General features: G+C 74.9%; 22 protein-coding genes. 6 read left to right on the plus strand and 16 right to left on the minus strand.

Going from position 1 to position 25234, the window contains the following annotated elements:
• Positions 1 to 143: 143 nt before the first annotated feature.
• Entirely contained in the window at positions 144 to 1007 is an 864-nt protein-coding gene (locus tag ACSNOB_RS04275) for an aminoglycoside phosphotransferase family protein (RefSeq protein WP_436685257.1), read from the minus strand.
• 7 nt (positions 1008 to 1014) lie between these two features.
• Positions 1015 to 2202, minus strand: coding sequence for a signal recognition particle-docking protein FtsY (ftsY, locus tag ACSNOB_RS04280; protein WP_393105009.1), 1188 nt, complete (start codon positions 2200 to 2202; stop codon positions 1015 to 1017).
• Between the two features lie 150 nt (positions 2203 to 2352).
• Between ftsY and ACSNOB_RS04285 the strand changes: the two genes are divergently transcribed.
• The 4 genes from ACSNOB_RS04285 (at position 2353) to ACSNOB_RS04300 (ending at position 5677) form a co-directional block, all read left to right on the plus strand.
• On the plus strand, positions 2353 to 4065 hold the full coding sequence (locus tag ACSNOB_RS04285; protein ID WP_436685258.1) for an alkaline phosphatase D family protein: 1713 nt from the start codon (positions 2353 to 2355) through the stop codon (positions 4063 to 4065).
• A gap of 24 nt (positions 4066 to 4089) precedes the next feature.
• A complete protein-coding gene (locus tag ACSNOB_RS04290; protein WP_436685259.1) occupies positions 4090 to 4530 on the plus strand; it encodes a MarR family winged helix-turn-helix transcriptional regulator in 441 nt (146 codons plus the stop codon).
• Between the two features lie 66 nt (positions 4531 to 4596).
• Positions 4597 to 5094, plus strand: coding sequence for a universal stress protein (locus ACSNOB_RS04295; protein ID WP_436685260.1), 498 nt, complete (start codon positions 4597 to 4599; stop codon positions 5092 to 5094).
• 61 nt (positions 5095 to 5155) lie between these two features.
• Complete coding sequence (locus ACSNOB_RS04300; RefSeq protein WP_436685261.1) at positions 5156 to 5677, plus strand: DinB family protein; 522 nt, start codon at positions 5156 to 5158, stop codon at positions 5675 to 5677.
• 75 nt (positions 5678 to 5752) lie between these two features.
• Here ACSNOB_RS04300 and ACSNOB_RS04305 read toward each other — a convergent pair whose 3' ends face one another.
• The 3 genes from ACSNOB_RS04305 to ACSNOB_RS04315 all read right to left on the minus strand — a co-directional run bounded on the left by ACSNOB_RS04305 (position 5753) and on the right by ACSNOB_RS04315 (position 10491).
• Complete coding sequence (locus ACSNOB_RS04305) at positions 5753 to 6376, minus strand: HAD family hydrolase (RefSeq protein ID WP_436685262.1); 624 nt, start codon at positions 6374 to 6376, stop codon at positions 5753 to 5755.
• Complete coding sequence (gene smc, locus ACSNOB_RS04310; RefSeq protein WP_436685263.1) at positions 6376 to 9990, minus strand: chromosome segregation protein SMC; 3615 nt, start codon at positions 9988 to 9990, stop codon at positions 6376 to 6378. Before smc ends, ACSNOB_RS04305 begins: the two co-directional genes overlap by 1 nt.
• Before the next feature lie 306 nt (positions 9991 to 10296).
• On the minus strand, positions 10297 to 10491 hold the full coding sequence (locus ACSNOB_RS04315; protein WP_091096806.1) for a hypothetical protein: 195 nt from the start codon (positions 10489 to 10491) through the stop codon (positions 10297 to 10299).
• 372 nt (positions 10492 to 10863) lie between these two features.
• On the opposite strand from ACSNOB_RS04315, the gene ACSNOB_RS04320 reads away from it, so the two are divergent.
• Together ACSNOB_RS04320 and ACSNOB_RS04325 are read left to right on the plus strand one after the other, a co-directional pair.
• Complete coding sequence (locus tag ACSNOB_RS04320) at positions 10864 to 12117, plus strand: CAP domain-containing protein (RefSeq protein WP_436685264.1); 1254 nt, start codon at positions 10864 to 10866, stop codon at positions 12115 to 12117.
• A gap of 107 nt (positions 12118 to 12224) precedes the next feature.
• The gene (locus ACSNOB_RS04325) at positions 12225 to 13067 is read left to right on the plus strand and encodes an endo alpha-1,4 polygalactosaminidase (protein ID WP_436685265.1); all 843 of its coding nucleotides are present in this window, start codon (positions 12225 to 12227) and stop codon (positions 13065 to 13067) included.
• A gap of 45 nt (positions 13068 to 13112) precedes the next feature.
• On the opposite strand, the gene ACSNOB_RS04330 is transcribed toward ACSNOB_RS04325, so the two are convergent.
• The 11 genes from ACSNOB_RS04330 to ACSNOB_RS04380 form a co-directional block, all read right to left on the minus strand.
• Entirely contained in the window at positions 13113 to 15329 is a 2217-nt protein-coding gene (locus ACSNOB_RS04330; protein WP_436685266.1) for an MMPL family transporter, read from the minus strand.
• Between the two features lie 219 nt (positions 15330 to 15548).
• Positions 15549 to 16406 (minus strand): bifunctional DNA-formamidopyrimidine glycosylase/DNA-(apurinic or apyrimidinic site) lyase, encoded by an 858-nt coding sequence (gene mutM / locus ACSNOB_RS04335; protein ID WP_436685267.1) that lies wholly within the window; start codon positions 16404 to 16406, stop codon positions 15549 to 15551.
• Positions 16399 to 17202: a ribonuclease III gene (gene rnc, locus ACSNOB_RS04340; RefSeq protein WP_436685268.1), complete on the minus strand. Its 804-nt coding sequence runs from the start codon at positions 17200 to 17202 to the stop codon at positions 16399 to 16401. Before rnc ends, mutM begins: the two co-directional genes overlap by 8 nt.
• A complete protein-coding gene (locus tag ACSNOB_RS04345) occupies positions 17199 to 18194 on the minus strand; it encodes a phosphate acyltransferase (protein ID WP_436685269.1) in 996 nt (331 codons plus the stop codon). The genes rnc and ACSNOB_RS04345 overlap by 4 nt, the downstream gene beginning before the upstream one ends.
• A gap of 114 nt (positions 18195 to 18308) precedes the next feature.
• Positions 18309 to 18482, minus strand: coding sequence for a 50S ribosomal protein L32 (gene rpmF / locus ACSNOB_RS04350; RefSeq protein WP_091096818.1), 174 nt, complete (start codon positions 18480 to 18482; stop codon positions 18309 to 18311).
• A 5-nt stretch (positions 18483 to 18487) separates the two neighbouring features.
• Complete coding sequence (locus ACSNOB_RS04355) at positions 18488 to 19051, minus strand: YceD family protein (protein ID WP_436685270.1); 564 nt, start codon at positions 19049 to 19051, stop codon at positions 18488 to 18490.
• Between the two features lie 110 nt (positions 19052 to 19161).
• A complete protein-coding gene (locus tag ACSNOB_RS04360; RefSeq protein ID WP_436685271.1) occupies positions 19162 to 19659 on the minus strand; it encodes a hypothetical protein in 498 nt (165 codons plus the stop codon).
• 210 nt (positions 19660 to 19869) lie between these two features.
• Positions 19870 to 20358, minus strand: coding sequence for a pantetheine-phosphate adenylyltransferase (coaD, locus tag ACSNOB_RS04365; protein WP_393105036.1), 489 nt, complete (start codon positions 20356 to 20358; stop codon positions 19870 to 19872).
• The gene (rsmD, locus tag ACSNOB_RS04370) at positions 20355 to 20918 is read right to left on the minus strand and encodes a 16S rRNA (guanine(966)-N(2))-methyltransferase RsmD (RefSeq protein WP_436685272.1); all 564 of its coding nucleotides are present in this window, start codon (positions 20916 to 20918) and stop codon (positions 20355 to 20357) included. Before rsmD ends, coaD begins: the two co-directional genes overlap by 4 nt.
• 247 nt (positions 20919 to 21165) lie before the next feature.
• Positions 21166 to 23367, minus strand: a complete 2202-nt coding sequence (gene recG / locus ACSNOB_RS04375) for an ATP-dependent DNA helicase RecG (protein WP_436685273.1) — start codon at positions 23365 to 23367, stop codon at positions 21166 to 21168.
• The gene (locus tag ACSNOB_RS04380) at positions 23364 to 24980 is read right to left on the minus strand and encodes a DAK2 domain-containing protein (RefSeq protein WP_436685274.1); all 1617 of its coding nucleotides are present in this window, start codon (positions 24978 to 24980) and stop codon (positions 23364 to 23366) included. Before ACSNOB_RS04380 ends, recG begins: the two co-directional genes overlap by 4 nt.
• Positions 24981 to 25234 lie beyond the last annotated feature (254 nt).

A 25234-nucleotide genomic window follows, 5' to 3' on the forward strand; every position in this document is an offset into this window, starting at 1 on the left:
GCAGCGTCGCCCGTACGCCGGATGCGCGGAAGCCTGCTCGCTCCCTGTTTCCCCCAACGTCACCCGTCGATTTCCGGACGGTGACGGCTTGTTTCGGACGTGTGAAGAGAACCTCACCACCGCCGCACGGCGGCACGAACCGCTCAGCGCAGCGCGTGCTCCAGGGCGTTGCGCTCGTAGTCGAGCAGCCGCAGGTCCCGCATCGGCCGGCGCAGGTGCCCCTTGTGCACGATCCGGACGAACGCCGGCTCGCCCGCGGCGGCCATCCGGCGGATGCCCTCCACGTGGTCCACGATCCGCTTGCGGATGGTCCGGATCAGCCGGTGCCGGTCCCGCGGGATCAGCCCGTACGCGTCGGCGAAGAGGCGCAGCCGGCGCGGCCGGTCGGGGTGCTTCCAGCCGAGCGTGATCGAGTCCCGGTCGGAGAAGATCGGCACCCAGGTCCAGGCCGCGTACGCCACGTCGTAGATCCGCGCGCCGGGCGAGGCGAGGTCGAAGTCGATCAGCCCGAGGGTGCCGTCGGGCCGCCAGATGACGTTGTGCGGGGCGGCGTCGTGGTGGCAGATCACCTCGGTGTCCGGCGGCGGCGGGCCGAACGAGCGCCAGACCGCCCCGGGCGGCGGCACGAAGCCGTACTGGGCGTCGTGGAACATCCGCAGCATGGTGGCGACGGTCACCAGCGCCTCGTCGGTGACCCAGTGCGGGGCCAGCGGGTACTCCCCGCACTCCCCCTCCAGGTACGACAGGACCTCACGGTTGCGCTCGTCCATGCCGAGCGCGCGGGGGGCGCCGGTGAACCCCACGTACTCGAGGTGGCGCAGCAGGGCGTGCACCGAGGGCGTCCACGGCCCGGCGTTGCGCCGGACCGTGTCGCCGACCCGGACCACGGTGCTGACGTTCCCGCCGTGCAGCGGGATCTCCTGCGAAGTCACGTACGGTCTCCCGAGGCGCTGCGACGGGTGGCTGGGGTCGCGCCACCCGGCGTAGGCGCGGTCGTCGGTCGTCACTGCGAGGTTACGCGTCCCGGGCGAGCGGCTCGGTACCGAGCAGCGCGTCGACGAACTGCGCGGGGTCGAACGGCGCCAGGTCGTCCTTGCCCTCGCCGAGCCCGACCAGCTTGACCGGGATGCCCAGCTTGCGCTGCACGGCGATCACGATGCCGCCCTTGGCGGTGCCGTCGAGCTTGGTGAGCACCACGCCGGTCACGTTGACCACCTCGGTGAAGACCCGGGCCTGCTCCAGCCCGTTCTGCCCGGTCGTGGCGTCGAGGATCAGCAGTGTCTCGTCGATCGGGCCGTGCTTCTCCACCACCCGCTTGACCTTGCCCAGCTCGTCCATCAGGCCGACCTTGTTCTGCAGCCGGCCGGCGGTGTCGATCAGCACGGTGTCCACGCCGGTGTCGATGCCGCGCTTGACGGCGTCGAAGGCCACGCTGGCCGGGTCGGCCGCCTCCGGGCCGCGGACGGTCTCCGCGCCGACCCGCCCACCCCAGGTCTCCAACTGGTCGGCGGCGGCGGCCCGGAAGGTGTCGGCGGCGCCGAGCAGCACGCTGCGGCCGTCGGCGACCAGCACCCGGGCGATCTTGCCGCAGGTGGTGGTCTTGCCCGCCCCGTTGACGCCGACCACCAGCAGCACCGCCGGCACGCCCTCCTTCGGGGCCGTGCGCAGCGACCGGTCCAGGGTCGGGTCGAGCGCGTTGACCAGCTCGGCGGCGAGCAGCGCGCGCAGCTCGGACGCGGAGCGGGTGCCGAGGACGCGGGTCCGCTCGCGCAGCCGGTCGACGATGTCGCGGGTGGCGTCGATGCCGACGTCGGCGGTGATCAGGCTGTCCTCGATCTCCTCCCAGGCGTCCTCGTCGAGGTGGTCGCGGCTGAGCAGGCCGAGCAGGCTCTTGCCGAAGACGTTCTGCGAGCGGGACAGCCGGGAGCGCAGCCGGACCAGCCGCCCGGCGGTCGGCTCGGGGACCTCCAGCACCGGCGCCGGGGCCTCCACCACCGGCGGTTCCACCAGGATCCCGGTGGACAGTTCGGCCTCCGGCGCCTGCACCGGCGGGCCGGCCAGGTCCTCCTCGGCCCGGGTCTCGACCTCCGTCTCGGGCAGCGGCGGCTCCGGGCGCCGGCGCAGCCGCGGCACGACCAGCCCGATGCCGCCAAGGATCAGCACGCCGAGCAGGGCGAGTGCGATGAGGAGGTATTCGGTCATGCCGGAATCCTGTCAGATGCCGGCGAAGCTGTCCCAGCCACCGCTCCCGCCGGGGGGTCCGGAAGCCGGCGGTAGGCTCGGTCACAGCCAGCAGTGGTGCGACCGCCGGCCGGGTAGTAAAGATGAAGTCCGCTCACCTGGAGGTCGACCATGCCCGCGGCACACCTGCTCATCGGCCCGTTGCTGCGGCGGGTGGTCGGGACGCGGGCCACCGTCTGGGTCGAGACCAGCGCGCCCGCCGTGGTCACCGTCCGCACCGCCGACGGCGCCCACGGCACCGCGCCCACCTTCTCCGCGTACGAGCACCACTACGCGCTCGTCGTGGTGGAGGGGCTCACCCCGGACAGCGCGACGACCTACGAGGTGCTGATCGACGACGAGGTCGCCTGGCCGGTGGCGAAGAGCGGGTTCCCGCCCAGCGTCATCCGCACCCGGGCGGCCGACGACCTCGACCAGCCGGTCCGGTTGGTCTTCGGCTCCTGCCGGGAGACCACCCAGCACGCCACCACCCGGCGGCTGCCGCCGGACGCGCTCGACGCGTACGCCCGGCGGCTGATGGCCGACCCCGACCCGGCCGACCTGCCCGACCTGCTGGTGCTCCTCGGCGACCAGGTCTACGCCGACGTGACCTCCCCCACGGTGCGGCGGCTGCTGAAGCGGCGCCGGCGGCGGCCGAAGGGCGCGCCGAGCGACCAGGTGGTCAGCTTCGACGAGTACACCAAGCTCTACCTGGAGTCCTGGCGCGATCCGGAGATCCGGTGGCTGCTCTCCACCGTGCCGAGCGTGATGATCTTCGACGACCACGAGATCATCGACGACTGGAACACCTCGGCCGCCTGGCGGGCCGACATGCGCGAGCAGCCCTGGTGGGCGGAGCGCATCGCCAGCGGCCTGGCGTCCTACTGGGTCTACCAGCACCTGGGCAACCTCTCCCCCGACGAGATCGCCGCCGACCCGGTCTTCGCCAAGGTCAGCGCGGCGGAGGACGCCACGGGGGTGCTGCGCGAGTTCGGCCAGCGGGTCGACACCGAGGCCGACCTCGCCCACGACACCGAACGGTGGCGGGCCGTGCAGTACCAGTGGAGCTACGCGCTGGACCTGGGCCGGACCCGGCTGGTGATGCTGGACAACCGGTGCAGCCGGGTGCTGGAGTCCGGCCAGCGCGCGATGCTGCCCCCGGGCGAGTGGTCCTGGTTCCTCGACCGGGCCCACGGCGTCTACGACCACCTCGTGGTCGGCGCCTCGCTGCCGTGGCTGCTGCCGCCGGGCATCCACCACGTGGAGGCGTGGAACGAGAGGCTCGCGGACTCCCGGCGGCGCTGGGTCGGGCGCCTGTCGGAGAGGCTGCGCCGGGCGCTGGACCTGGAGCACTGGGCCGCCTTCCGCCGCTCGTTCGACGCGCTGGGCGCGCTGTTCGCCCGGATCGGCAGCGGCACCCCCGGCGAGCCCGGCGACCGGGTCGGGGCCGGGCCGGCGTACGCGCCGCCGGCCTCGATCAGCGTGCTCTCCGGCGACGTGCACCACTCGTACGTGGCGCGGGCCCGGTTCGACGACCGGAGCGTGGTCACCCCGGTGCACCAGCTCACCTGCTCGCCCATCCACAACCAGGTGCCCGCCGGGATGCGGCCGCTGATGCGGCTGGGCTGGTCGGCCGGGCCCGCCGGGGCCACCCGGGCGCTCGCCCGCTCGGCCGGGGTGCGCCGCCCGCCGTTCCGCTGGAAGCGGCTGGCCGGCCCCTACTTCGGCAACGCGGTCGCCACGCTGGTGCACACCGGGCGGGCGGCCGAGGTGACCATCGAGGGCACCACGAGCGACGGCCACCTGCGGCCGGTGATGCGGCAGCGCCTGGCCGACGGCGGCTGAGCCGTCGGCCGTACGCTGACCACCGTGGACGAGCACCTGCCGGAGGCGATGCGGGCCGTCGAGCACGAGCTGACCGCCCTGCTGCGCCGGGGGCGCGCGGTCTCCTGGGAGATCGCCCGCGAGGTGCATCCCCACCTCGAGCCCAACGCGTACGGGCTGCTGCTGTGGCTGCGCCGGTGCGGCTCGGTCCGGCTCACCGACCTGGCCGCCCGCCTCGGCGTCGGCAAGGGGACGCTGAGCCGGCAGATCCACGGGCTGGAGGGCCTCGGCCTCATCCGGCGCGATCCCGACCCGACGGACCGGCGCGCCGCACAGCTCAGCCTGACCGAGGAGGGGCAGCGCCGGTTCGACGCCGCCCAGTGCGGCCGGCTCGAACGCTTCCGGCAGACCCTCGACAGCTGGTCGGCCGTCGACGTCGAGGAGTTCGCCCGGCTGCTGCGCCGCTTCAACGAGGAGTACTTCTAGGCCGCCGGAATACCGCCCGGCCGCGGCAAGTTGTTGCCTAGGGCAACGGGAAAGGACGGAGCCGACATGATCCCGGACGCACCCGCCGAGCGGGAGGAGTACGGCCCGCGCACCCGGCCGCTGCCCTACGAGCGCGGCACGGACGGACCCCGGGTGGTGCTGGTCGGCCTGGACGGCAGCCGCACCTCCGAGCGCGCCGGCTGGTACGCGGCAGGGCTGGCCCGCCGGCAGGGCTCCGCCCTGGTGGTGGTCCACGTCAGCGCCCCGCCGGGGCTGGCCACCCTGGTGCCGGGCCTGGACGCCGGGGAGGTGCGGCGCGGTCAGGACGAGCTGACCGCGGAGCTGCGCCGGGAGTGCCGGCGCGGCGCCGAGGAACTCGGCCTGCCGGTCACCTTCCTGTGCCGGCGCGGGGACGCGTACGCCGAACTGCGCGCGGCGGCCGACGAGTTCCGGGCGGACCTGGTGGTCGTCGGCTCGTCCGAGCAGGCCGGGCACCGGCTGGTCGGCTCGGTCGCCACCCGCCTGGTCCGGGCCGGCCGCTGGCCGGTCGTCGTGGTGCCCTGACAGGTCGTGGTGCCCGGATAAGCGGTCGCGGTTTTCGGTCCCCCCGGCCAGGATGGCCGGCATGACCTGGAGAGCACCGGAGATCACCCGCACCCCCGAGCCCTACGTCGGCGACGAGCGCACCATGCTGGAGGGCTGGCTCGACTACCACCGGCAGACCCTGCTGCTCAAGTGCGCCGGGCTGACCGCCGAGCAGTTGAAGACGCCGAGCGTCGAGCCGTCCGGGCTGACCCTGCTCGGCCTCGTCCGGCACCTGGCCGAGGTGGAGGCCTGGTGGTTCCGGGAGAACTTCGCCGGCCAGCGGGTCGACTACCCCTACTTTACGCCGGACAACCCGGACGCCGACCACGACGTCAGCAACGCCGACGCCGAGGCCGACTTCGCCACCTTCCACCGCGAGGTCGAGTTGGCCCGGGCCGCCGCCGCGGGCCGCTCGCTCGACGAGACCTTCACCGAGGTCGGCCCGAAGCGCCGGACGTTCAACCTGCGCTGGGTCTACGTGCACCTGATCGAGGAGTACGCCCGGCACAACGGCCACGCCGACCTGATCCGCGAACGCATCGACGGCGCCACCGGGGAGTGACCGGCCCGGGCGGCGCCGCGCATCCGAGCGCCGCCCACGGGCCCCGCGCCGCCCGTCCCGACACGCGAGCGTGCCTCAGTACGCGAGCGCCGCCCGCAGGTAGCGCAGGTCCTCGGGGCGGCCGGCCCAGCGGAGCGCCGACAGCCCGGCGGCCCGGGCGCCGCGCACCGACCAGTCCTCGTCGTCGACGAAGAGCACCCGGTCCGGCGGGGTGGCCACCGCCCGGCAGGCGGCCTGGAAGTACTCCTTGGCCGGCTTGTTCACCCCGAGTCGGTACGAGTTGACCACCGCGTCGAACTCGCCGACCAGGCCGAGCGCGGCCAGGTCGTCGTCGAGCAGGTCGGTGGCGTTGGTGGCGAGGCCGACCGGGAGGCCGCCGGCGCGCACCTCGCGGACGAAGTCGAGCACCTCGGTGTCCACCTCGCCCCGGTAGCGCTGCCACTGCTCGACCGCGGCCCGGGCGCGCTCCGGCCCGCCGGCCTGCCCGGCCAGCGCGTCGACCACGCTGGTCATCCAGTCGGCGTGGCTGACCTGGCCGGTGAGCACCGGCTGGACCCGACCCCACTGCATGGCGATCTCGAGGAGCACGCCCTCGGAGAGGCCGTACTCCCGCTCCACGCCGGCGGCCACCGCCGGGTCCCAGCGCCGCAGCACGCCGTCGAAGTCCACCAGAAGCGCCGTCGCCTGTTCCCGACCCACTACTCGTCCCCCTCGCCGCGGCCGCGCCGCTCGTCGTCCCCGTCGGCCCGGTTGAGCCGCTGGCTGATCACCTGGGTCACCCCGTTGCGCATGGTCACGCCGTACAGGGCGTCGGCGACCTCCATCGTCCGCTTCTGGTGCGTGATGACGATGAGCTGGCTCTTCTCCCGCAACTGGGCCAGCAGCGTGATCAACCGGCCCAGGTTGACGTCGTCGAGCGCCGCCTCCACCTCGTCCATGATGTAGAACGGGCTGGGCCGGGCGCGGAAGATCGCCACCAGCATCGCCACGGCGGTCAGCGACCGCTCGCCGCCGGAGAGCAGCGACAGTCGCTTGATCTTCTTGCCCGGCGGGCGGGCCTCCACCTCGACGCCGGTGGTGAGCAGGTCGTCCGGGTCGGTGAGCACGAGCCGCCCCTCGCCGCCGGGGAAAAGGACGGTGAAGACCTGCTGGAACTCCCGGGCCGTGTCCTCGAACGCGCTGGCGAAGACCTCGAGGATCCGGTCGTCGACGTCCTTGACCACGGTGAGCAGGTCGCGGCGGGTGGCCTTGAGGTCCTCCAGCTGCTCGGAGAGGAACTTGTAGCGCTCCTCCAGCGCGGCGAACTCCTCCAGCGCGAGCGGATTGACCTTGCCGAGCAGGGTGAGTTCCCGTTCCGCCTTGGCGGCCCGCTTCTCCTGCACCGGCCGCTCGTAGCGCACCGGCTCGGGCGCCGGCAGGCCGTCCCGTTCGGCGGCCGCCACGTCGGCCTGGGTGGGCGGGACGGGCTGGTGCGGGCCGTACTCGGCGACCAGCGTCTCCACGTCCAGCCCGAAGTCCTCGGCGGCCTTGGCCTCCAACTGCTCGATGCGCAGCCGCTGCTCGGCGCGGGCCACCTCGTCCCGGTGCACCTGGCTGGTCAGCCGCTCCAGCTCCGCGGCGAGCCGCTTGGCGGCGCCGCGTACCTCCTGGAGCTCGGCCTCGCGGGAGGCGCGTTCGCGCGCCACGGCGTCGCGGTGCTCCTCGGCGGCGGCGATGGAGACGGTCAGCCGGGTGAGGGCCTCCCGGGCGCCGCCCGCCACGGCGCGGGCGATCCCCGCGCCGCGGGTCCGGGCCGCCCGCCGCGCCGCCGCGCGCTCCCGCGCGGCCCGCTCGGCGGTGGCCTGCCGGCGCAGCGAGTCGGCGCGGCCGGCGATCGAGGAGACCCGCTCCTCGGCGGTACGCACCGCGAGCCGGACCTCCATCTCGTTCTGCCGCGCCTGGGGCACCATCGCGGCGAGTTGGTCGCGTTCCTCGGTGGAGGGCTCCGCGTCGACCGGGGTCTCCTCGGCCAGCCGCAGCCGCTCCTCCAGCTCGGCCAGGGTGAGCAGGTCCCGTTCCCGGGCCGCCTCCGCGCGGGCCCGGGACTCGCCGAGCCGGTCGGTCTCGGCCTTCGCCGAGCGGGCCGCCGCGCCCAGCTCGGCCAGCCGCCGGGCGGCGGCGTTGCGGTGGCTCTCCGCCTCCCGCTTGGCGGCGGCGGCGTGCTGCACCGCCTCCTTGGCGGCGGCCACCTCGGCGCGGGCGTCGACGAGCTGTTCGCGCAGCTCCGCGCCGGTGCGCTCGGCGGCGAGCCGGTTCGACCGGGCCTCCTCGACGGCGGCCTGCACCTCGATGAAGCTGGGCGCCTTGGCCGACCCGCCGGCGGCCGCGTACGCCCCCACCACGTCGCCGTCGGGGGTGACGGCGCGCAGCTCCGGGTTGCCGGCGACCACCTCGGCCGCGGCGGCGAGGTCGTCGACCAGCACCACGTCGCGCAGCGCCCGGTGCACCGCCGGCCGGATCTGCGGGGAGCACTCCACCAGGTCGGGCGCCCAGCGGGCGCCGTCGGGCAGCTTCGGCCGCAGCGCGTCGGGGTGGGCGTCCATGCCCGGGCCGGCGGGGCTGCCGACCAGCAGGCCGGCGCGGCCGGCGTCGGAGATCTTCAGCAGCCGCATCGCCTCGACGGCCTCGTCGACGCCGCTGACCGCGACCGCGTCGGCGAGCCCGCCGAGCGCGGCGGCGAGGGCGGCCTCCTGCCCCGGCGCGACGGTGAGCAGCCCGGCCAGGCTGCCCAGCAGGCCCGGGACCTCGTCGGCGCGGGCCAGCAGCGCGCCCGCGCCGTCCTTGCGGCGCAGGCCGAGGGCGAGCGCCTCCTCCCGGGCCTTCCAGGTGGCCGCGTCCTTCTCCGCCGACCGCTCGGCGTCGGTCAGCGACCGCACCGTGGCCTGTGCCCGCTCCAGGGCGGCGACCGCCTCGGCGTGCCGGGCGTCGAGGTCGGCGTTGTCCCGGTCCGCCTCGGTGGACTGCTCGGCCACCGCGTCCAGCTCGGCCTGCGCCTGCTCGGCCCGGGCCAGCGCGTCGGCGTGCGCGGCGGCGAGCCGTTCGATCTCCTCGCCCGCGCTGGTGGTCCGGGCCCGGGCGGAGTTGACCTGGCCGGTCAACCGGGCCAGCCCCTCCCGCCGGTCGGCGATCGCCTTGGCCGCGGCGACCAGCTCGCGCTCGGCCGCGGCGAGCTGCCGTTCCAGCTCCTGGCGGTGCTCCACCGCCTCGGCGAGCCGGATCTGGTCGTCGGTGAGCGCGGCGCGCAGCTCCTCCTCCTGCTCGCGGACCCGCTCGGCCTCGGCCTCCAGCTGGTCCGGGTCGCGGCCGGGGCGCTCGTCGTCACCGGCGGCGCTGAGGTGGCGCAGCCGCTCCCGGGCGAGCTGCTCGATCGAGCGGAACCGCTCGGCGAGGGCGGAGAGCTTGTACCAGGTGTCCTGCGCGGCGGCCAGCAGCGGCGCGTCCTCGGCGAGGGCCGCCTCCAGCTCGGCGAGGCGCGCCTGCACCTCGGTGTGCTCGGCCTCGACCTGCTCGCGCCGCTCGCGCACCGCCGTCTCGTCGGCGATCTCCCGGTCCAGGGTGGCGCGGAGGGTGGCCAGGTCGTCGGCGAGCAGCCGGAGCCGGGCGTCGCGCAGGTTGGCCTGGATGGCGGCGGCGCGCCGGGCCACCTCGGCCTGCCGGCCCAGCGGCTTGAGCTGGCGGCGCAGCTCGGCGGTGAGGTCGGTGAGCCGGTTGAGGTTGGTCTGCATCGCGTCGAGCTTCCGCAGCGCCTTCTCCTTGCGCTTGCGGTGCTTGAGGACGCCGGCCGCCTCCTCGATGAACGCCCGCCGGTCCTCCGGCTTGGCGTGCAGCATGCCGTCGAGCCGGCCCTGCCCGACGATGATGTGCATCTCCCGGCCGATGCCGGAATCCGACAGCAGCTCCTGGATGTCGAGCAGCCGGCAGGAGTCGCCGTTGATCTCGTACTCGCTCTCGCCGGAGCGGAACATCCGGCGGGTGATGGACACCTCGGTGTACTCGATCGGCAGCGCGCCGTCGGTGTTGTCGATGGTCAGGGTCACCTCGGCCCGGCCCAGCGGCGCCCGGCCGGCGGTGCCGGCGAAGATGACGTCCTCCATCTTGCCGCCGCGCAGCGCCTTGGCGCCCTGCTCGCCGAGCACCCAGGCGATGGCGTCGACGACGTTGGACTTGCCGGAGCCGTTCGGGCCGACCACGCAGGTGATCCCCGGCTCCAGCTTCAGCGTCGTCGCGGAGGCGAAGGACTTGAAGCCCTTCACCGTCAGGCTCTTGAGATGCACCTTCTCGATCCTCGTCCGGTGGCCGCCGTACCGTCGCCGGCTGCGCGGACCTGGGTGAACCCGCAGACTAACCCGCCACCGGCAACCGCCCGGCACGCGACCCGCCTGGCCGCCGCGGAGCCGTACCGTCCGGCGGGGCCGGGCGGTGTCCGTCCGGCGGGGGCGGGGCGGCCAATTAGCACTGTTCCCCGGGGCACAAGATCGCGAATTGGCGCCGACGAAAGGGTGCGGACAAAGCTGCGCGCCGGCACAGAAGTGTCGGCGCGCTTTTTTGCGTGGTGCGATTCAGTTTTGTGATCCCGGAGCTCAGGTCAGCGCGGGCTCGGCCAGACGGAGCAGATCGTCCGCCTCCGCCGCGGCCGCCGCGAGCCGATCGTTCTCGGCACGCAGCCGCGTGATCTCGAACTCCAGTGCCCGAACCGTGGCACGCAGTCGGGTGACCTCGTCGAGCAGACGCCGATCGGGCGCTGCGCCTACGTGGCCGTACAGGGCCTTAGCCATGATGACTCCTTGATGTGCGCTGCCGGAAAGGCCGGCCAACGCGCGCCCATGTGTACGCGGCTGTCAACCCAGACGATTCTGGGCATGACCGGGCGCGACTGGCGACACCTATATATTGAGCCGATACCCCCTCCGTCGTCAAGTTCTCGCAGGCCGTAGATCATTTCTACGTCGACCTGTCCGCTTGTCGGGGGGCTGCCACAAGGCGCGGACACGCTCTGTCCGGACACCTTGACTCTACGCCTCGGATCCCCGGAAGTCCCTACCCGGCCGTCCGACTTCCCCTTAACTCTTCCTTAGCCACGTTGCCGCTGTTCACGGCCGCCCCGTAGCGTCACCCCGGCCCGCAACCGACCCCGTGGAGGCACAGGCGTGTACCGCTGGACCGACCCGAACGACCCGGACGGCGCTCCTCGGCGCCCGGAGCAGCCGCACAGCGAGGAGCCGGCCTGGCTGACCGACCGTCCGGAGCCGAGGTCGGCCTACCTGTTCGGGGACGACCCGGACCGGCCCGCCGACGAGTGGCACCGCGACCAGCCGACCGCCCGCTGGGCCGAGCCCCCCGAGCCGGCGGCGACCCGGCCGACCGGGCCCACCGAGCCGTCCGCGATTTGGCAGGCGGAGCCGACGGCGACCTGGCAGGCGGAGCCGTCCACAGCGTGGCAGGCGGAGCCGCCCATGACCTGGCAGGCCGCGGCGGGCGACCGCTGGCACGCCGACGCCGATGCCCGCGCGGACGGGCCGTACCGGGGTGACGGTCCCCCGGCCGACGGGCGGGGGACCGAGGGCTGGCCGATCGACGCCCCGACCGCCGCGTTCGACCTGGCGGCGCACGGGGACGCCCCGGCCGGGACGCCCCCCGCCGAGGGCCGGCACCGCTTCCCCCGCCGCTTCTCCCGCCCGACGCTGATCGGTGGCGCCGCCGCGGCCGCCACGCTGGTGGTCAGCCTCGGCGTGGGCGCGGTCGCGCTGGGCGGCGACGGCCCGGAGACCGACCCGGCCGCCGTGGACGACACCATCGCCGCCGCCCCTGCCCTGCCGGGCACCGAGGGGTCCCCCGCCGACGCGCTGACCGCGCCCACCCCGAGCGCCGCGCCGACCACCGTGAAGCCCACCCCGTCCCCCACGAAGGCGGCCAAGCCGACGCCGGCGCCGTCGCGCTCCACGGCGGCCTCGCGGCGCACGGTCGAGCGGAGCAGCGCGCCGGCCGGCGGCGGCACGAAGGCCCCCGTCGGCAGCGGGGTCAGCGCCCAGGCCCGCGAGGTGGTGAACCTGGTCAACGCCGAGCGGGCCAAGGCCGGCTGCGGCGCGCTGGGCATCGACGACAAGCTGATGACCGCGGCCCAGCGGCACAGCCAGGACCAGGCCGACCACCAGGACATGTCGCACACCGGCAGCGACGGCAGCGACGCCGGCGACCGGCTGGACCGGGTCGGCTACGCCTGGCGCACCTACGGCGAGAACGTCGCCTGGAACCAGAAGACGCCCGCCGCGGTGATGGACGCCTGGATGAACAGCCCCGGTCACCGGGCCAACATCCTGAACTGCGCCTTCACCGAGATCGGCGTCGGCGTCGCCAGCAGCAACGGGCCGTACTGGACGCAGGTCTTCGCCGCGCCGCGCTGAACGCGAGTCGTGACCGGGTCCGCGCTCGTTTGACCGGGTGAGGTACGCCGCGTCGGCGTACCCCACCCGGGCGGCACTACCGCCGCCCGCGACCTGCGGAGCTGCCGATGCGGACCCGGCCACGTACGCGCGCCGTCGGGCGGGGCCCGCGCCGGGTCCTGTCCGGCTGTGTCGTCCTCGCGCTGCTGGCCACCGTCGGCGCCTGCCGGGTGGCGCTCGCCCCGCCGGGCGCTCCGACCACCTGGCCGGCGGAGTGGGCCGGACGGTGGCAGTGGCAGTGGCAACTGAGCGGGGTGCTGGACCCGACCGTCGACGCCGACGTCTTCCTGCTCGACCCGGTCGCCACCACCGCCGCCCAGACCGCCGAGCTGCGCTCCCGGGACCGTCGGCTGGTCTGCCAGGTGCACGTCGGGACGGTCGCGCCCACCGACCCGGACGCGAGCCGCTTCCCGACCGCCGTACGCGGCGCCGCGGCCCGCCGCCCGCAGAGCCGGTGGCTCGACGTCCGGCAGTGGGACGCGCTGCGGCCGGTGCTGGCGGACCGGTTCCGGCTCTGCCGGGGCAAGGGCTTCGGCGCGGTCGCGCTGGCCGACGCCGACGGGTACACACACCGCTCCGGCTTCCCGCTCGGCTTCGACGACCAGTTGCTGTTCAACCGCCGGCTGGCCGAGCTGGCCCGGTCCCTGGACCTCTCCCCCGGCCTGGTCGACGACGTGCCGCAGGTGGCCGCCCTGGCGCCGGACTTCGACTTCGCCGTCAACCAGGAGTGCGTCCGGCGGAACCTGTGCGCCAAGCTGCTGCCGTTCGTCGAGGCGGGCAAGCCGGTGTTCCACGTCGAGTACACAGGCTCGACCGCGGACTTCTGCGTCACCACGGTGGGCTACGGCTTCTCCTCGATCCGCAAGGACCGGGAGCTGGACGCCTGGCGGGTCTCCTGCCCGGTGCCATGACGCAGGCCGGACCGCGGGCGCGGTCCGGCCTGCGCCGTGGTGGGGTCAGCGCGCGCCGACCAGCTCCGGGGTCGGGGCCGGCGGGTCCATGGGGGTCTCGGCGGGACGGGCCCGCAGGAACTTCGGGGCCCACCAGTTCGCGTTGCCCAGCATCGTCATCAGCGCCGGCAGCACCACCGCGCGGATGATCGTGGCGTCCAGCAGGATCGCCGCCGCCAGCCCGATGCCGAGCTGCTTCATGTCGATCGTGCTCAGCGTGGCGAAGATCGAGAAGACCCCGACCATGACGAGCGCCGCGCTGGTCACCACGCCGGCCGACGAGGTGATCCCGTACGCCACCGCGTCCCGGTTCGACATACCGGCCCGGACGCCCTCGCGGATCCGGCTGACCACGAAGACGTGGTAGTCCATCGAGAGCCCGAACAGCACCACGAAGAGGAAGAGCGGCAGCCAGGTGACGATCGCGCCCATCGAGGTGAAGCCGAGCAGCCCCTCGGCCCAGTCGCCCTGGAAGACCAGCACCAGCAGCCCGTACGCGGCGCCGGCGGAGAGCAGGTTGAGCAGGATCGAGCTGAGCGCGATCACCACCGAGCGGAACGTCAGGACCATCACCACGAAGGTCAGCACCAGCACGAAGCCGATGACGATCGGCAGCTTGTCGCGGATGTGCTGCGAGTAGTCCTCGCTGTCGGCGACGTCGCCGCCGACCGCGTACTCCACACCGGACACCCCGCCGAGCGCGGCCGGGACGAGGTCGCCGCGCAGCCGGTCCAGCGAGCGGGCCGCCTCGTCGGTGCGGCTGGCGTGCGGGGTCGCGACCTCCAGCACGGACACCCGCCGGTCCGCCGACACCTTGAGCTTCGGGCCGTCCGCCTCGATCGGCGCGAAGAGCGGGTCGGCCGCCGCCGCGCCGGCCAGGGTGGTCAGCGCCGCCGCGACCCGGTCCGCCTCGGCCGCCGGCGCCCGCACCGCGACCGTGTGGCTGGTGCCGTTGCTCGGGAACGCCGCGGTGAGCCGGTCGTACGCCTGCATGGCCGACGTGCTGCGCGGCACGTCCTCCATGCCGGGGAACTTCATCTTCATGCCCAGCGCGGGCGCGGCCAGGGCGAGCAGCAGCCCGACCGAGATCACCAGGGTGGCCACCGGCGCCCGCAGCGCGGGCTTCAGCACGGCCGGCCAGAACCGCGGCTTCGCCTCGCCGTGCCGCCCGGTACGCGGGGCGGTGAGCCGCCACAGCAGCGGCACCCGGGGCCGGTCGACCCAGCGGCCGAGCTTGGCCAGCAGGGCCGGCAGCACGGTCAGCGAGCCGATCACCGCGACCGCGACCACCAGCATCGAGCCCACCGCGAGGGAGGAGAACATGGCGTCGTTGGCGAGCAGCAACCCGCCCATCGAGATCATCACGGCGAAGCCGGAGACGACGACGGCGTGACCGGAGGTCTCGGCGGCGATCTCCACCGCGTCCAGGCCCGAGCGCCCCTTGGCCCGTTCCTCCCGCTCGCGCCGCACGTAGAACAGCGAGTAGTCGACCCCCACCGCCATGCCGATCAGCAGGATGACGCTGGCCGTCGTGTCGGTCGCCGGCACCAGGTGCGAGGCGAGGGTGGACAGCCCCATCGCCGCGGCGACCGAGGAGAGCGCCAGCAGGACCGGCACGCCGGCGGCGATCAGCGCGCCGAACGCGATGATCAGGATGACCAGGGTCACCGGCAGGCTGAGCAGCTCGGCCCGCTTGAAGTCCTCGCCGAGCGTGTCGTTCAACGCCTTGTTGATGGACGGGCCGCCGACCTGCTCGACGCGCAGCCGCGGGTGCCCCTCCTGCACGCGGGCGGTGGCGTCCCGCAGCGGCTGCACCCGGTCGGACGCGGTCTCCGCGTCGCCCGACATCGTGATCGGCACCAGCAGCGCGGAGCCGTCGCGCGCCGTCACCGGCTCGCCGACCGAGGCGACCCCGGTCACCGAGCGCAGTTCGGCCGCCGCGTCGGCGGCCGCGGCCTTCGCGGCGGCGGGGTCGAGCGTGCCGCCGCGCGCCGTGATCAGGACGTTCTCCATCGCCGGGTCGGCGAAGTTGCCGGCGTCCACGATCAGCCCGGCCCGGCCCGACTCGCCGACGGCCTGGTCGGCGCCGGTCGCCTCCTTGAGGCCCGCGGCGTTCCCCCCGACAAAGCACACCGCCACGAACACCACCCACAGCGCGATGGCCCGCCACGGATGCTCCGCGCTCCACCGCGCGAGCCGCACCGTCACCGGTCTTGCCCCCATTCCGGGTCCCCCTGTCACGTCATCCCTGTCAACGGGGTCGACGTTATGGACGGGACGAGCCCGGGACATCAGGGAACGGCCCCGGCCCTTCCCCGGCACCTGTACGCGGCCTGAACGCCGTTCCGGCCGGGCGAGCCGGGCCGAAACGGGCGCGGCGGACGGGCGATCCCCGATCGGCCGGAGCCGGCGCGCCGACCGCGACCCGGAAACGCCTCGGGGTCATCCCCGATGGGCCACCCGGGGGCGGGGCTGACAGCGCGGGCAACTGTACGACGAACGGTTCATGAACGCCTCCCGGCGCACGGGCGCGCCGCAGCGGTGGCACGGCAGGCCCTCCCGGCCGTAGACGTTCAGCGACCGGTCGAAGTAGCCGCTCTCCCCGTTGACGTTGACGTAGAGGGCGTCGAAGCTGGTGCCGCCCGACTTGATCGCCTCGGCCAGGACGTCCCGGACGTGGCCCAGCAGCCGCAGCGCGGCCGGGCCGGTCAGCGCGTCGGTGGGGCGGGCGCCGTGCAGCTTCGCCCGCCACAGCGCCTCGTCGGCGTAGATGTTGCCCACCCCGGAGATCAGCGTCTGGTCCAGCAGCGCGCGCTTGACCTCCGTACGCCGCCGGCGCAGGGCGGCGACGAACGCCGCGTCGGAGAACTCCGGGTCCATCGGGTCCCGGGCGATGTGCGCGATCTCCGCCGGCAGCTCCGCGCCGCCGGCGGAGACCGACAGCCCGCCGAACGTGCGCTGGTCGACGAAGCGCAGCTCGGGCCCGTCGTCGGCGAACCGGAACCGGACCCGCAGGTGCGTCTCGTCGGGCGCGTCGACCGGCTGCACCAGCAGCTGGCCGGACATGCCCAGGTGCCCGATGACGGCGTCCCCGCTGTCCAGCGGCAGCCACAAATACTTGCCCCGCCGGCGGACGTCGAGCACCGTCCGGTCGGCCAGCACGTCGGCGAAGTGCCCGCCGCCGGGCGCGTGCCGGCGCACCGCGCGGGGGTGGCGCACCTCGACGGCGGCGATCCGCCGGCCGGTGACCCACCGGGCCAGCCCCTGGCGCACCGTCTCGACCTCCGGCAGCTCAGGCACGGCCCAGTCCCGCCTCGGCTCCGGCGGTCGCCTCGTCGGCCGCGCCGGCCGCCTCGACCCGCTCCCGCTCGGCCCGCTCCCGCTCCGCCTGCTCGGTGAGCGTGCGCCAGGCCGCCTCGGCGGCCCGCTGCTCGGCCTCCTTCTTGCTCCGCCCCTCGGCCCCGCCGTAGCGGTTGCCGGCGACCACCACCCAGGCGGTGAAGGTCTTGAGATGGTCGGGCCCGGTGCCCTCGATGCGGTACTCGGGGACGCCGAGCCCGAGCGCCGCGGTCAACTCCTGGAGGCTGGTCTTCCAGTCCAGGGCCGCGCCCCGCCCGGCCGACTCGGCCATCAGCGGGTCGAACAGCCGGTGGATGACGATCGCCGCGGTGTCGAGCCCGTACTGGAGGTAGATCGCGCCGAGCAGCGCCTCCAGGGTGTCGGCGAGGATGCTCGCCTTGTCCCGGCCGCCGGTGGTCTCCTCCCCCTTGCCGAGCAGCAGGTAGGCGCCGAGCCCGTCCGGGCCCAGGCCCCGGGCCACGTCGGCGAGGGCACGCATGTTCACCACGCTCGCCCGCAGCTTGGCGAGCTGCCCCTCGGGCAGGTCGGGGTGGTTGTGGAACAGCGCGGTGGTGATCACCACGCCGAGCACCGAGTCGCCGAGGAACTCCAGCCGCTCGTTGGTCGGCAGGCCGCCGTTCTCGTACGCGTACGAGCGGTGGGTCAGCGCGCGCTCCAGCAGCTCCGGATCCAGGCTGACGCCGAACGCGGCTTCAAGGTGACCGACGGACGCCCGCCGCCGCTTGTCGTTGCTCATGATGTGGGTACCTCGGTGTCGGTGGTGCGGTCGGTGCTTTCCTCGCGTTCGCCCGCCTCGGCGCCGTCGAGCAGCGCGCGGACCTGGTCGGCGGCACGGCGCCGCCAGAGATGGGCGGCCAGCGCGATGCCGGAGGCGACGTCCTCGGGCCGGGCCGCGCCGTGGCACACGACCACCGTCCCGGCCACCCCGAGCAGGGCGGCCGCCCGGGGGGCGCCGCCGCTGGACGGCGGGCCGCCGGCCATCGCGTACGCGCCCTCGATCGCCTTGAGCAGCACGTTACCGGTGAAGCCGTCGGTGACCACCACATCGGCGCGCGTGCCGAGGGAGACGTCGTACCCCTCGACGAGGCCGACGTAGCGACCGCCGCAGGGCAGCGACGCGGCGGCGAGAACGGGATCGGCGAGCCGCCGGGCGCGGTCGCCCTTGCCCGCCTCGGTGCCGACCGAGAGCAGCCCGACGCGCGGGATCGCGATGCCGTGCGCGACCGCGGCGTAGGCCGCGCCGAGGACGGCGTGTCGGGCGAGGGTGGCCGGGCGCGGCTCCAGCGACCCGCCGACGTCGAGCAGGACCACCGGGCCGGCGACGGCGGGCAGGGTGGCGACCAGCGCGGGGCGGCGTACGTCCGGCCAGCGGCCGAGGCCGAGGGCGACGGCGGTGACGGTGGCGCCGGTCGAGCCGGCGGAGACGAGGGCGTCGGCGAGGCCGTCCCGGACGGCGTGCACGGCCGCGCGGACGGTGCTGTCGGAGCGGGCGGCCACGGGGTGGTCGGCCATGCCCACGACGGTGCGGACCGGCCGGACGGCGACCCGGGCGCGCTGCGCCGGGTCGAGGGCGTGGATCAGCGCGCCGGCGGCCTCGGCCGGACCGACGAGCAGCAGGTGCAGATCCGGGTCGGCACGCACGGCCCGCAGAGCGCCGTCAACCACGACGGCGGGAGCGTCGTCCCCGCCGAGGAGGTCAACGGCGATCCGCGCGGTGCCCGGCTCCATCGGAACGCCGGCCGGAACAGGCCGGCCGGCGTCGGAGGGAGCCGGGGCACCGGGCGATTGCCAGGGTGCGCGCGCCGCCCGACCAGCGGTCGGAGGCGTCACTCGGCGTCCGGGTCAGACCTCGAGGACCTGGCGGCCGTTGTAGGTGCCGCAGACGGAGCAGGCGGCGTGGGGCAGCTTGGCGGACTTGCACTGCGGGCAGGCCACGGTCGCGACCACGGCAGCCTTCCAGTTCGCCCGGCGGGCGCGGGTGTTGCTGCGCGACATCTTGCGCTTGGGGACGGCCACGGTTCCTACTCCTCTTTACGGGTCAGTTGCGACAGGCCCGCCCAACGCGGGTCGATCTGCTGGTGACTGTGGTCGGCCGGCAGATCGTCCCAGTGCACCCCACACTCGGGGCACAAGCCTGGGCAGTCCTCCCGGCAGAGCGGGTTGGTCGGCAGCGCGAGCACCACCGCGTCCCGCAGCGCCGGTTCCAGGTCGATCAGGTCTCCCTGCATCCGGCCCACCTCGTCCTCGTCGGTCGTGGAGTCCGTGGTGCTGTTCTCGTACGCGTACAGCTCCTGGATCCGCACGACCACCGAGTCGTTGATCTCGCGCAGGCAGCGGCCGCACTCGCCCCGGACGGGACCGGTCACAGTCCCCGAGACGAGCACGCCCTCGGACACCGACTCCAACCTCAGGTCGAGGTCGAGGTCCGCGCCCTCCGGCACGCCGATCAACTCCACGCCGAGGTCCGCCGGTGCCGGTGCCACCCGCTTGACCGTACGCAACGCACCAGGCCGGCGCGGCAGTTCCCTCGTGTCGAGGACCAGCGGCGACCTGGGGTTGAGTGTGGAAGGCGTGTGTTTGGGCATAGTCAGACTCCGGCCGGTGAGAGGCCGACAAAAAAGGTTACCTGGGCGACCGCCGCACCGTCGAACCGGGGGCGACGCCCGCCCCCGCCTGCCGGCTGGTGAGGTGCCGCTCAAAAGGGTAGCGGGCGTTCCGCCTCGTCCCCACCGAAGGTGCCGATCTCCCGCAGCGCGTGCATCTTGTCCCGGCCGCGCTCTATCGAGGCCAGCGCCCGGGTGAGGAACTGCTCGAAGTTGGCCAGCGCGGTGTCGACGTAGTCGTCGACCTCCTCGCGCAGACGCTGGGCCTCGGCGCGGGCCTCGGCGATGATCCGGGCACCCTCGTGCTCGGCCGAGACCGTGATCTCGTTCACCGAGACCAGGCGGGCGTGTTCCGCCTCACCCTCGCTGATGATCCGGTCGGCCTCCCGCTTGCCGGCCTCCATGATCTTGTCCCGCTCCTCCAGCAGCGCGGCGGCCCGGCGCAGGTCGGCGGGGAGTTCGGCGCGCAACTCGTCGAGGGCCGCGATGAACTCGCCCCGGTCGACCATGCAGTTGTTGCGCGACATCGGGACGGAGCGCGCCTGCTCCACCATGGCGATCAGTTCGTCGATGCGATCGAGCGGGTCCACCGGTACCTCACTCCTGTCGTTCGTCGGGCCGACCTACATGATGCGGGCTACGGCCGGGTTCCCGCTCCACACATCATGTCGCGCCCCGACCACACCGCGCCCCTCACCCCGGCCCGGCGCGTCGCGCCGCCCCGCCGGCTCCGGTGGGCGAGCCGGTGGGCGGAGGCGACGGGTGGCCGGCGGTGGGCCGGCGCGCCGCGGGCGTGGCGGTCAGCCGCGGGCCGGCGGCGAGAGGCGGGCCCTGAGCTCCTCACGGACCCGGTCGGGCACGTGCGCGGAGATGTCGCCGCCCCACTTCGCCACGTCCTTGACCAGGCTGGAGGAGAGGAACGAGTAGAGCGGATTGGTCGGCATGAACAGCGTCTCCACGCCGGCCAGGCCGATGTTCATCTGGGCCATCTGCAGCTCGTAGTCGAAGTCGCTGACCGCCCGCAGGCCCTTGATGAGCACGCTCGCCTGCTGCGCCCGGCAGAAGTCGACCAGCAGGCCACGGAACGACTCGACCCGGACGTTGTCGTAGGAGGCGGTCACCTCGCGGAGCATGTCGATCCGCTCCTCGACGGTGAACAGGCCGCTCTTCGACTGGTTCACCAGCACGCCGACGATCACCTCGTCGAACAGGCGGCTCGCCCGGCCGATGATGTCGAGGTGTCCGTTGGTGACCGGATCGAACGAGCCGGGACACACCGCACGTCTCATGATCGGCGACCGTACCAAAGGGTGGTTTCGCCGTACCGGCGACTGCGCTCGCCGGTGACACCCTCCACCCACCCGACCGGTCCGGTCCGGCTGGACCGTTCCACCACGACCAGGGCGTCGGCGGCCAGCCAGCCGCCGTCGACCAGCGCGGCGAGCATCGCCGTGACCTCCGCGTCCGGCACGGCGTACGGCGGGTCGGCGAACACCACGTCGTACGGGTCGCCGTCCGGGCCGGCCGCCAGCACCGTGGCGACCTTGCCGGTGACCAGCCGGGCGGCGGGGGCGGCGCGCAGCGTCGCCACGTTCTCGCGGATCACCCGGGCCGCCCGCGGATCGGACTCCACCAGCAGCACGTGCGCGGCGCCCCGGGAGAGCGCCTCCAGGCCGACCGCGCCGGAGCCCGCGTAAAGGTCGGCGAAGCGGGCGCCCACGAGGTCGACCTCGGCCTGCACCGCGCTGAACAGCGCCTCGCGGACCCGGTCCGAGGTGGGCCGGGTGCCCGCCCCGGGCGGCGCGGCGATCCGGCGCCCACCGAGCGCCCCGGCCACGATCCGGGTCACCATCTCCTCCTGCTCATGCGCACGACGCTACGCGACACGGGGGCGGCCGGCGTCGACACGGTGGGCGCCTCGGATCGACCCGCCCGAGCGCGCCCGACCCGCTGTCGCCGACGGCGGCCCGGCCGCGTTCCGACGGGCGGCCCGGCCGCGTTCCGACGGGCGGCCCGGCCGCCGGCGAGGGCCCGCCCCGCTTCCTGACCGGGGCTCGCCGCCCGTTCCGGCGGGCGGCCGTGGTGGCCGCCGGCGGTCAGCCCTTTTCCAGGTACTCCGCGCGTTCCTCGTCGACCAGGGCGGCCACCGAGGCGGCCAGCGCCGGGTGCCGTGCCAGCTCCGGATCCTCCTCGACCAGCGCGATCGCCTCCGCGCGGGCGTCCCGGATCAGGTCGGCGTCGCGCAGCAGCGAGAGCAGCCGCAGGTGCGAGCGCCGCCCCGACTGGGTGGCCCCCAGCACGTCGCCCTCGCGGCGCTGCTCCAGATCCAGCTCGGCCAGCTTGAACCCGTCCGTCGTGGAGGCGACCGCGTCGAGCCGCTCCCGCGCGGACGTGCCCTCCAGCGCCTCGGTGACCAGCAGGCAGAGCCCGGCGGCGGAGCCCCGGCCGACCCGGCCGCGGAGCTGGTGCAGCTGGGACACGCCGAACCGGTCGGCGTCGAGCACGATCATCACGGTGGCGTTCGGCACGTTGACGCCCACCTCGACCACCGTGGTGGCGACCAGCACGTCGAGGTCGCCGGCGGCGAACGAGCGCATCACCGCGTCCTTCTCGTCGGCCGGCAGCTTGCCGTGCAGCACGCCGATCCGCAGGCCGTGCAGCGGCCCCTCGGCGAGCAGCGGCGCCACCTCGGTCACCGCCATCGGCGGCCGCCGACCGTTGTCGTCCACCGGCGGCGGCTCCTCCTCCGACGCCGGTCCCTCCCCGATCCGCGGGCAGACCACGTACGCCTGGTGGCCGGCGGCCACCTCCTCGCGCAGCCGGCGCCAGGCCCGGTCCAGGAAGGCCGGCTTCTCGGCGGCCGGGACCACGTGCGAGGCGATCGGCGAGCGGCCCTGCGGCAGCTGGGAGAGGGTCGAGGTCTCCAAATCGCCGTAGACGGTCATCGCCACCGTGCGCGGGATCGGGGTGGCCGTCATCACCAGCACGTGCGGCGGCTGGTCGGCCTTGGCCCGCAGCGCGTCGCGCTGCTCGACGCCGAACCGGTGCTGCTCGTCGACCACCACCAGGCCGAGGTCGGCGAAGTCGACGCCCTCGTAGAGCAGGGCGTGGGTGCCGAGCACGATGCCGGCGGCGCCGCTGGCGACCTCGGCCAGGGCGCGCCGGCGGGCCGCCGCGCCCAGCGAGCCGGTGACCAGCTCGACCCGGGTGGCGTCCTCGGCCGCGCCCAGCTCGCCGGCCCGGCCGAGCGGCCCGAGCAGGTCGAGGATGCCCCGGTGGTGCTGCGCGGCGAGCACCTCGGTCGGGGCCAGCAGCGCCGCCTGCCCGCCCGCGTCGACCACCTGGAGCATCGCGCGCAGCGCGACCACCGTCTTGCCGGAGCCGACCTCGCCCTGCAGCAGCCGGTGCATCGGGTGCTCGGTGGCCAGGTCCGCCGCGATCTCCGCCCCCACGTCCCGCTGGCCGGGCGTCAGCTCGTACGGCAGCCGGGCGTCGAACGCGTCGAGCAGGCCGCCGGGCTTCGCCGGACGGGGGCGGGCCGGCCAGGCGGCGGCCCGGTGCTTGCGCTGCACGAGGGTGAGCTGCACGGCGAACGCCTCGTCCCACTTGAGGCGCCGCCGGGCCCGGTAGAGCGCCTCCTTGCTGGACGGCCGGTGGATCTCGCGCAGCGCCACGTCGATGCCGACGAGGTTGCGGCTCGCCCGCACGGTCGCGGGCAGCGGGTCCTCCGGCGGGGTGAAGGTGTCCAGCACCACGCGGACGCAGCGGGCGATCACCCAGGTGGGCACCGCCGCGGCGGCCGGGTAGACCGGGATCAGCGCGCCGGCGAACTCCTCGATCTCCTCGCTGGCCGCCGCCTCGCCGTCGCCGCCCTCGCCGAGCAGGACGTACTCCGGGCCGTTGAGCTGCCGCTTGCCCCGGAACTCGGTGACCTTGCCCGCGAACAGCCCCCACCGGCCGGGACGCAGCTCCCGCTCCCGCCACGCCTGGTTACCGAAGAAGGTGAGGGTGAGGGTGCCGCCCGAGCCGTCGCCGACCGTCACCTCCAGCAGGTTGCCCCGGCGCTGGCGCATCGGGCGCACGGCGGTGCGCTGCACCTGCGCCAGCACGGTGACCTGCTCACCGACGTCGAGCGAGCGGATGTCGGTGTGCTCGCCGCGCTCGTCGTAGCGGCGCGGGAAGTGGTAGACCAGGTCGCCGGCGGTGTGCAGGTCCAGGTGCCCGGCGAGGGCCTTCGCGGTCTTCTCCCCGACCAGCTTCTTCAGCGGCGTGTCCACCGTGGACTGCTCGGACGTCATTCGACCCCCACCAGGAGCGGATAGTACGGCTGCCCGCCCGGGTACGCGTGCACCTCGACGAACGGCCAGCGCCGGCCGACGTGCTCGCGGACCGCCTCGGCCAGCCCGTCCGGGGCGTCCGCCCCGGAGAGCAGGGTGACCAGCTCGCCGCCGCCGCCGAGCATCCGGTCGACCACGGCAGCGCAGGTGTCGGCCAGGTCTGCACCGATCAGGTGCACCTCGCCCTCGACCAGCGCCAGCACGTCGCCGGGGCGACACGGGCCGGCGACGGTCAGCGCCTCGCGGCTGGCGTAGCAGACCTCGGCGTAGCGGCAGGCGCCGGCCGCCTCCGCCATCGCGATCACGTCGTCCTCGAAGCGGCGGGCCGGGTCGCGCACCGCCAGGGCGGCCAGCGCCTGCACCGGGGACCGGGTGGGCACCACGCTGACCTTGACGCCCAGCCCGTGCGCCTCCCGGGCGGCGGCGCTCGCCACCGCCTGCGTGTTGGGGTCGTTGGGCAGCACCACCACGCGGGCGGCGCCCGTCGCGCGGATCGCGTCCAGCAGCTCGCCGGTGGACGGGTTGCCGGGCACCACCGTCGCGCCCTCGCCGGCGAAGAGCTCGGCGATGCCCGCGCCGGCCGCCACCACCACGGCGGCCCGCCCGTCCGCCGCCACGGCGGGCGACACCGGTGCCGCCTGGTCGGCGAAGCGGGTCACCGAGATGCGGTGCGGCCGGCCGGCGACCACGCCCGCCTCGATCGCCGCGCCGACGTCGTTGACGTGCACGTGCACGTTCCAGGTGCCCTCACCGGCGCCTCCGTCGCCCACGATCACGAGCGAGTCGCCCAGGGCGGCCAGCTCGGCCCGGAGCCGGGCCACCGCCTCGGTCCCCGCGTCGAGCAGGAACTGCACCTCGTAGGCGTACTCCTCGGAACCGGTCTCGCGGACGACGGTGGCCGGCGGGCGGGCCGCGCGCGGCGCGGGCGCGGGATGTTCGGGGCTCTCCCCGGTGACGACCTCGACCAGGGCGTCGAGCAGCAGACAGAGGCCCTGGCCGCCGGCGTCGACCACCCCGGCCCGGGCCAGCGCCGGCAGCTGTTCGGGGGTGCAGGCCAGCGCCCGCGCCGCCTCGCCCGCCGCCGCCCGGACGACGGCGCGCAGGTCGTCGCTGTCCGCCCGCTCGGCGGCGCGGGCCGCCGCCGCGACGACGCTGAGCAGCGTCCCCTCGACGGGCTGGGCGACCGCGGCGTAGGCGGCGGTGGTGGCGTCGCGCAGCGCGGCGGCCAACTCCCGGCCGCGCACGGCGGGCACGGCGGCGACCGCGTCGGCGAAGCCGCGCAGGATCTGCGACAGGATCACACCGGAGTTGCCCCGCGCGCCGAGCAGCGCGCCCCGGGCCATCAGCCGCAGCGCGTGCCCGTGCGGGGTGGGCCCGTCCTCCGGGAGGGTGCCGAGGTCCATCGCCAGCGCCTGCTGCGCGGAGGTGAGGGTGAGCACCAGGTTGGTGCCGGTGTCGCCGTCGGGCACCGGGTAGACGTTCAGGTCGTCGATCTCGCCCTGGTGCCGCTTGAGCGCGGCCAGCCCGCCCGCGCACCAGCGGCGGACCGCGGCGGCGTCGAGGGTGTCCAGCACGGCGAGAAGCCTACTGGCGCACACCGACGCGCGCCGGGGCCGCCGGTCCTCCCGCGGCGTGTCCGCCCCGGCCGTCCCCGGCCCGGGGGCGTCCCGTCAGGCGCGCGCAGCAGGCCGTCGCGGTCTAGGGCGCCGGCGACCACCGCCGGCCCCGGCGTTCCACGCGCGGTCGGCGGCGCGGGTGGTGCCGACGACCTCGTGACCGGCGGCGAGCAGCCGACGGGGTGCGGGGGGCCCGATCAGCCGGCGGCCCC

Source organism: Micromonospora sp. URMC 106 (assembly GCF_051386395.1).
Taxonomy (GTDB): Bacteria; Actinomycetota; Actinomycetes; order Mycobacteriales; family Micromonosporaceae; genus Micromonospora.

Bases quoted from the DNA above. Each gene is read 5' to 3' on its own strand.
- ftsY (WP_393105009.1), bottom strand. From the start codon at position 2,202: ATGACCGAATACCTCCTCATCGCACTCGCCCTGCTCGGCGTGCTGATC.
- ACSNOB_RS04285 (WP_436685258.1), top strand. From the start codon at position 2,353: ATGCCCGCGGCACACCTGCTCATCGGCCCGTTGCTGCGGCGGGTGGTC.
- ACSNOB_RS04295 (WP_436685260.1), top strand. From the start codon at position 4,597: ATGATCCCGGACGCACCCGCCGAGCGGGAGGAGTACGGCCCGCGCACC.
- ACSNOB_RS04300 (WP_436685261.1), top strand. From the start codon at position 5,156: ATGACCTGGAGAGCACCGGAGATCACCCGCACCCCCGAGCCCTACGTC.
- ACSNOB_RS04315 (WP_091096806.1), bottom strand. From the start codon at position 10,491: ATGGCTAAGGCCCTGTACGGCCACGTAGGCGCAGCGCCCGATCGGCGT.
- ACSNOB_RS04325 (WP_436685265.1), top strand. From the start codon at position 12,225: ATGCGGACCCGGCCACGTACGCGCGCCGTCGGGCGGGGCCCGCGCCGG.
- ACSNOB_RS04330 (WP_436685266.1), bottom strand. From the start codon at position 15,329: ATGGGGGCAAGACCGGTGACGGTGCGGCTCGCGCGGTGGAGCGCGGAG.
- rnc (WP_436685268.1), bottom strand. From the start codon at position 17,202: ATGAGCAACGACAAGCGGCGGCGGGCGTCCGTCGGTCACCTTGAAGCC.
- ACSNOB_RS04345 (WP_436685269.1), bottom strand. From the start codon at position 18,194: ATGGAGCCGGGCACCGCGCGGATCGCCGTTGACCTCCTCGGCGGGGAC.
- ACSNOB_RS04355 (WP_436685270.1), bottom strand. From the start codon at position 19,051: ATGCCCAAACACACGCCTTCCACACTCAACCCCAGGTCGCCGCTGGTC.
- coaD (WP_393105036.1), bottom strand. From the start codon at position 20,358: ATGAGACGTGCGGTGTGTCCCGGCTCGTTCGATCCGGTCACCAACGGA.
- recG (WP_436685273.1), bottom strand. From the start codon at position 23,367: ATGACGTCCGAGCAGTCCACGGTGGACACGCCGCTGAAGAAGCTGGTC.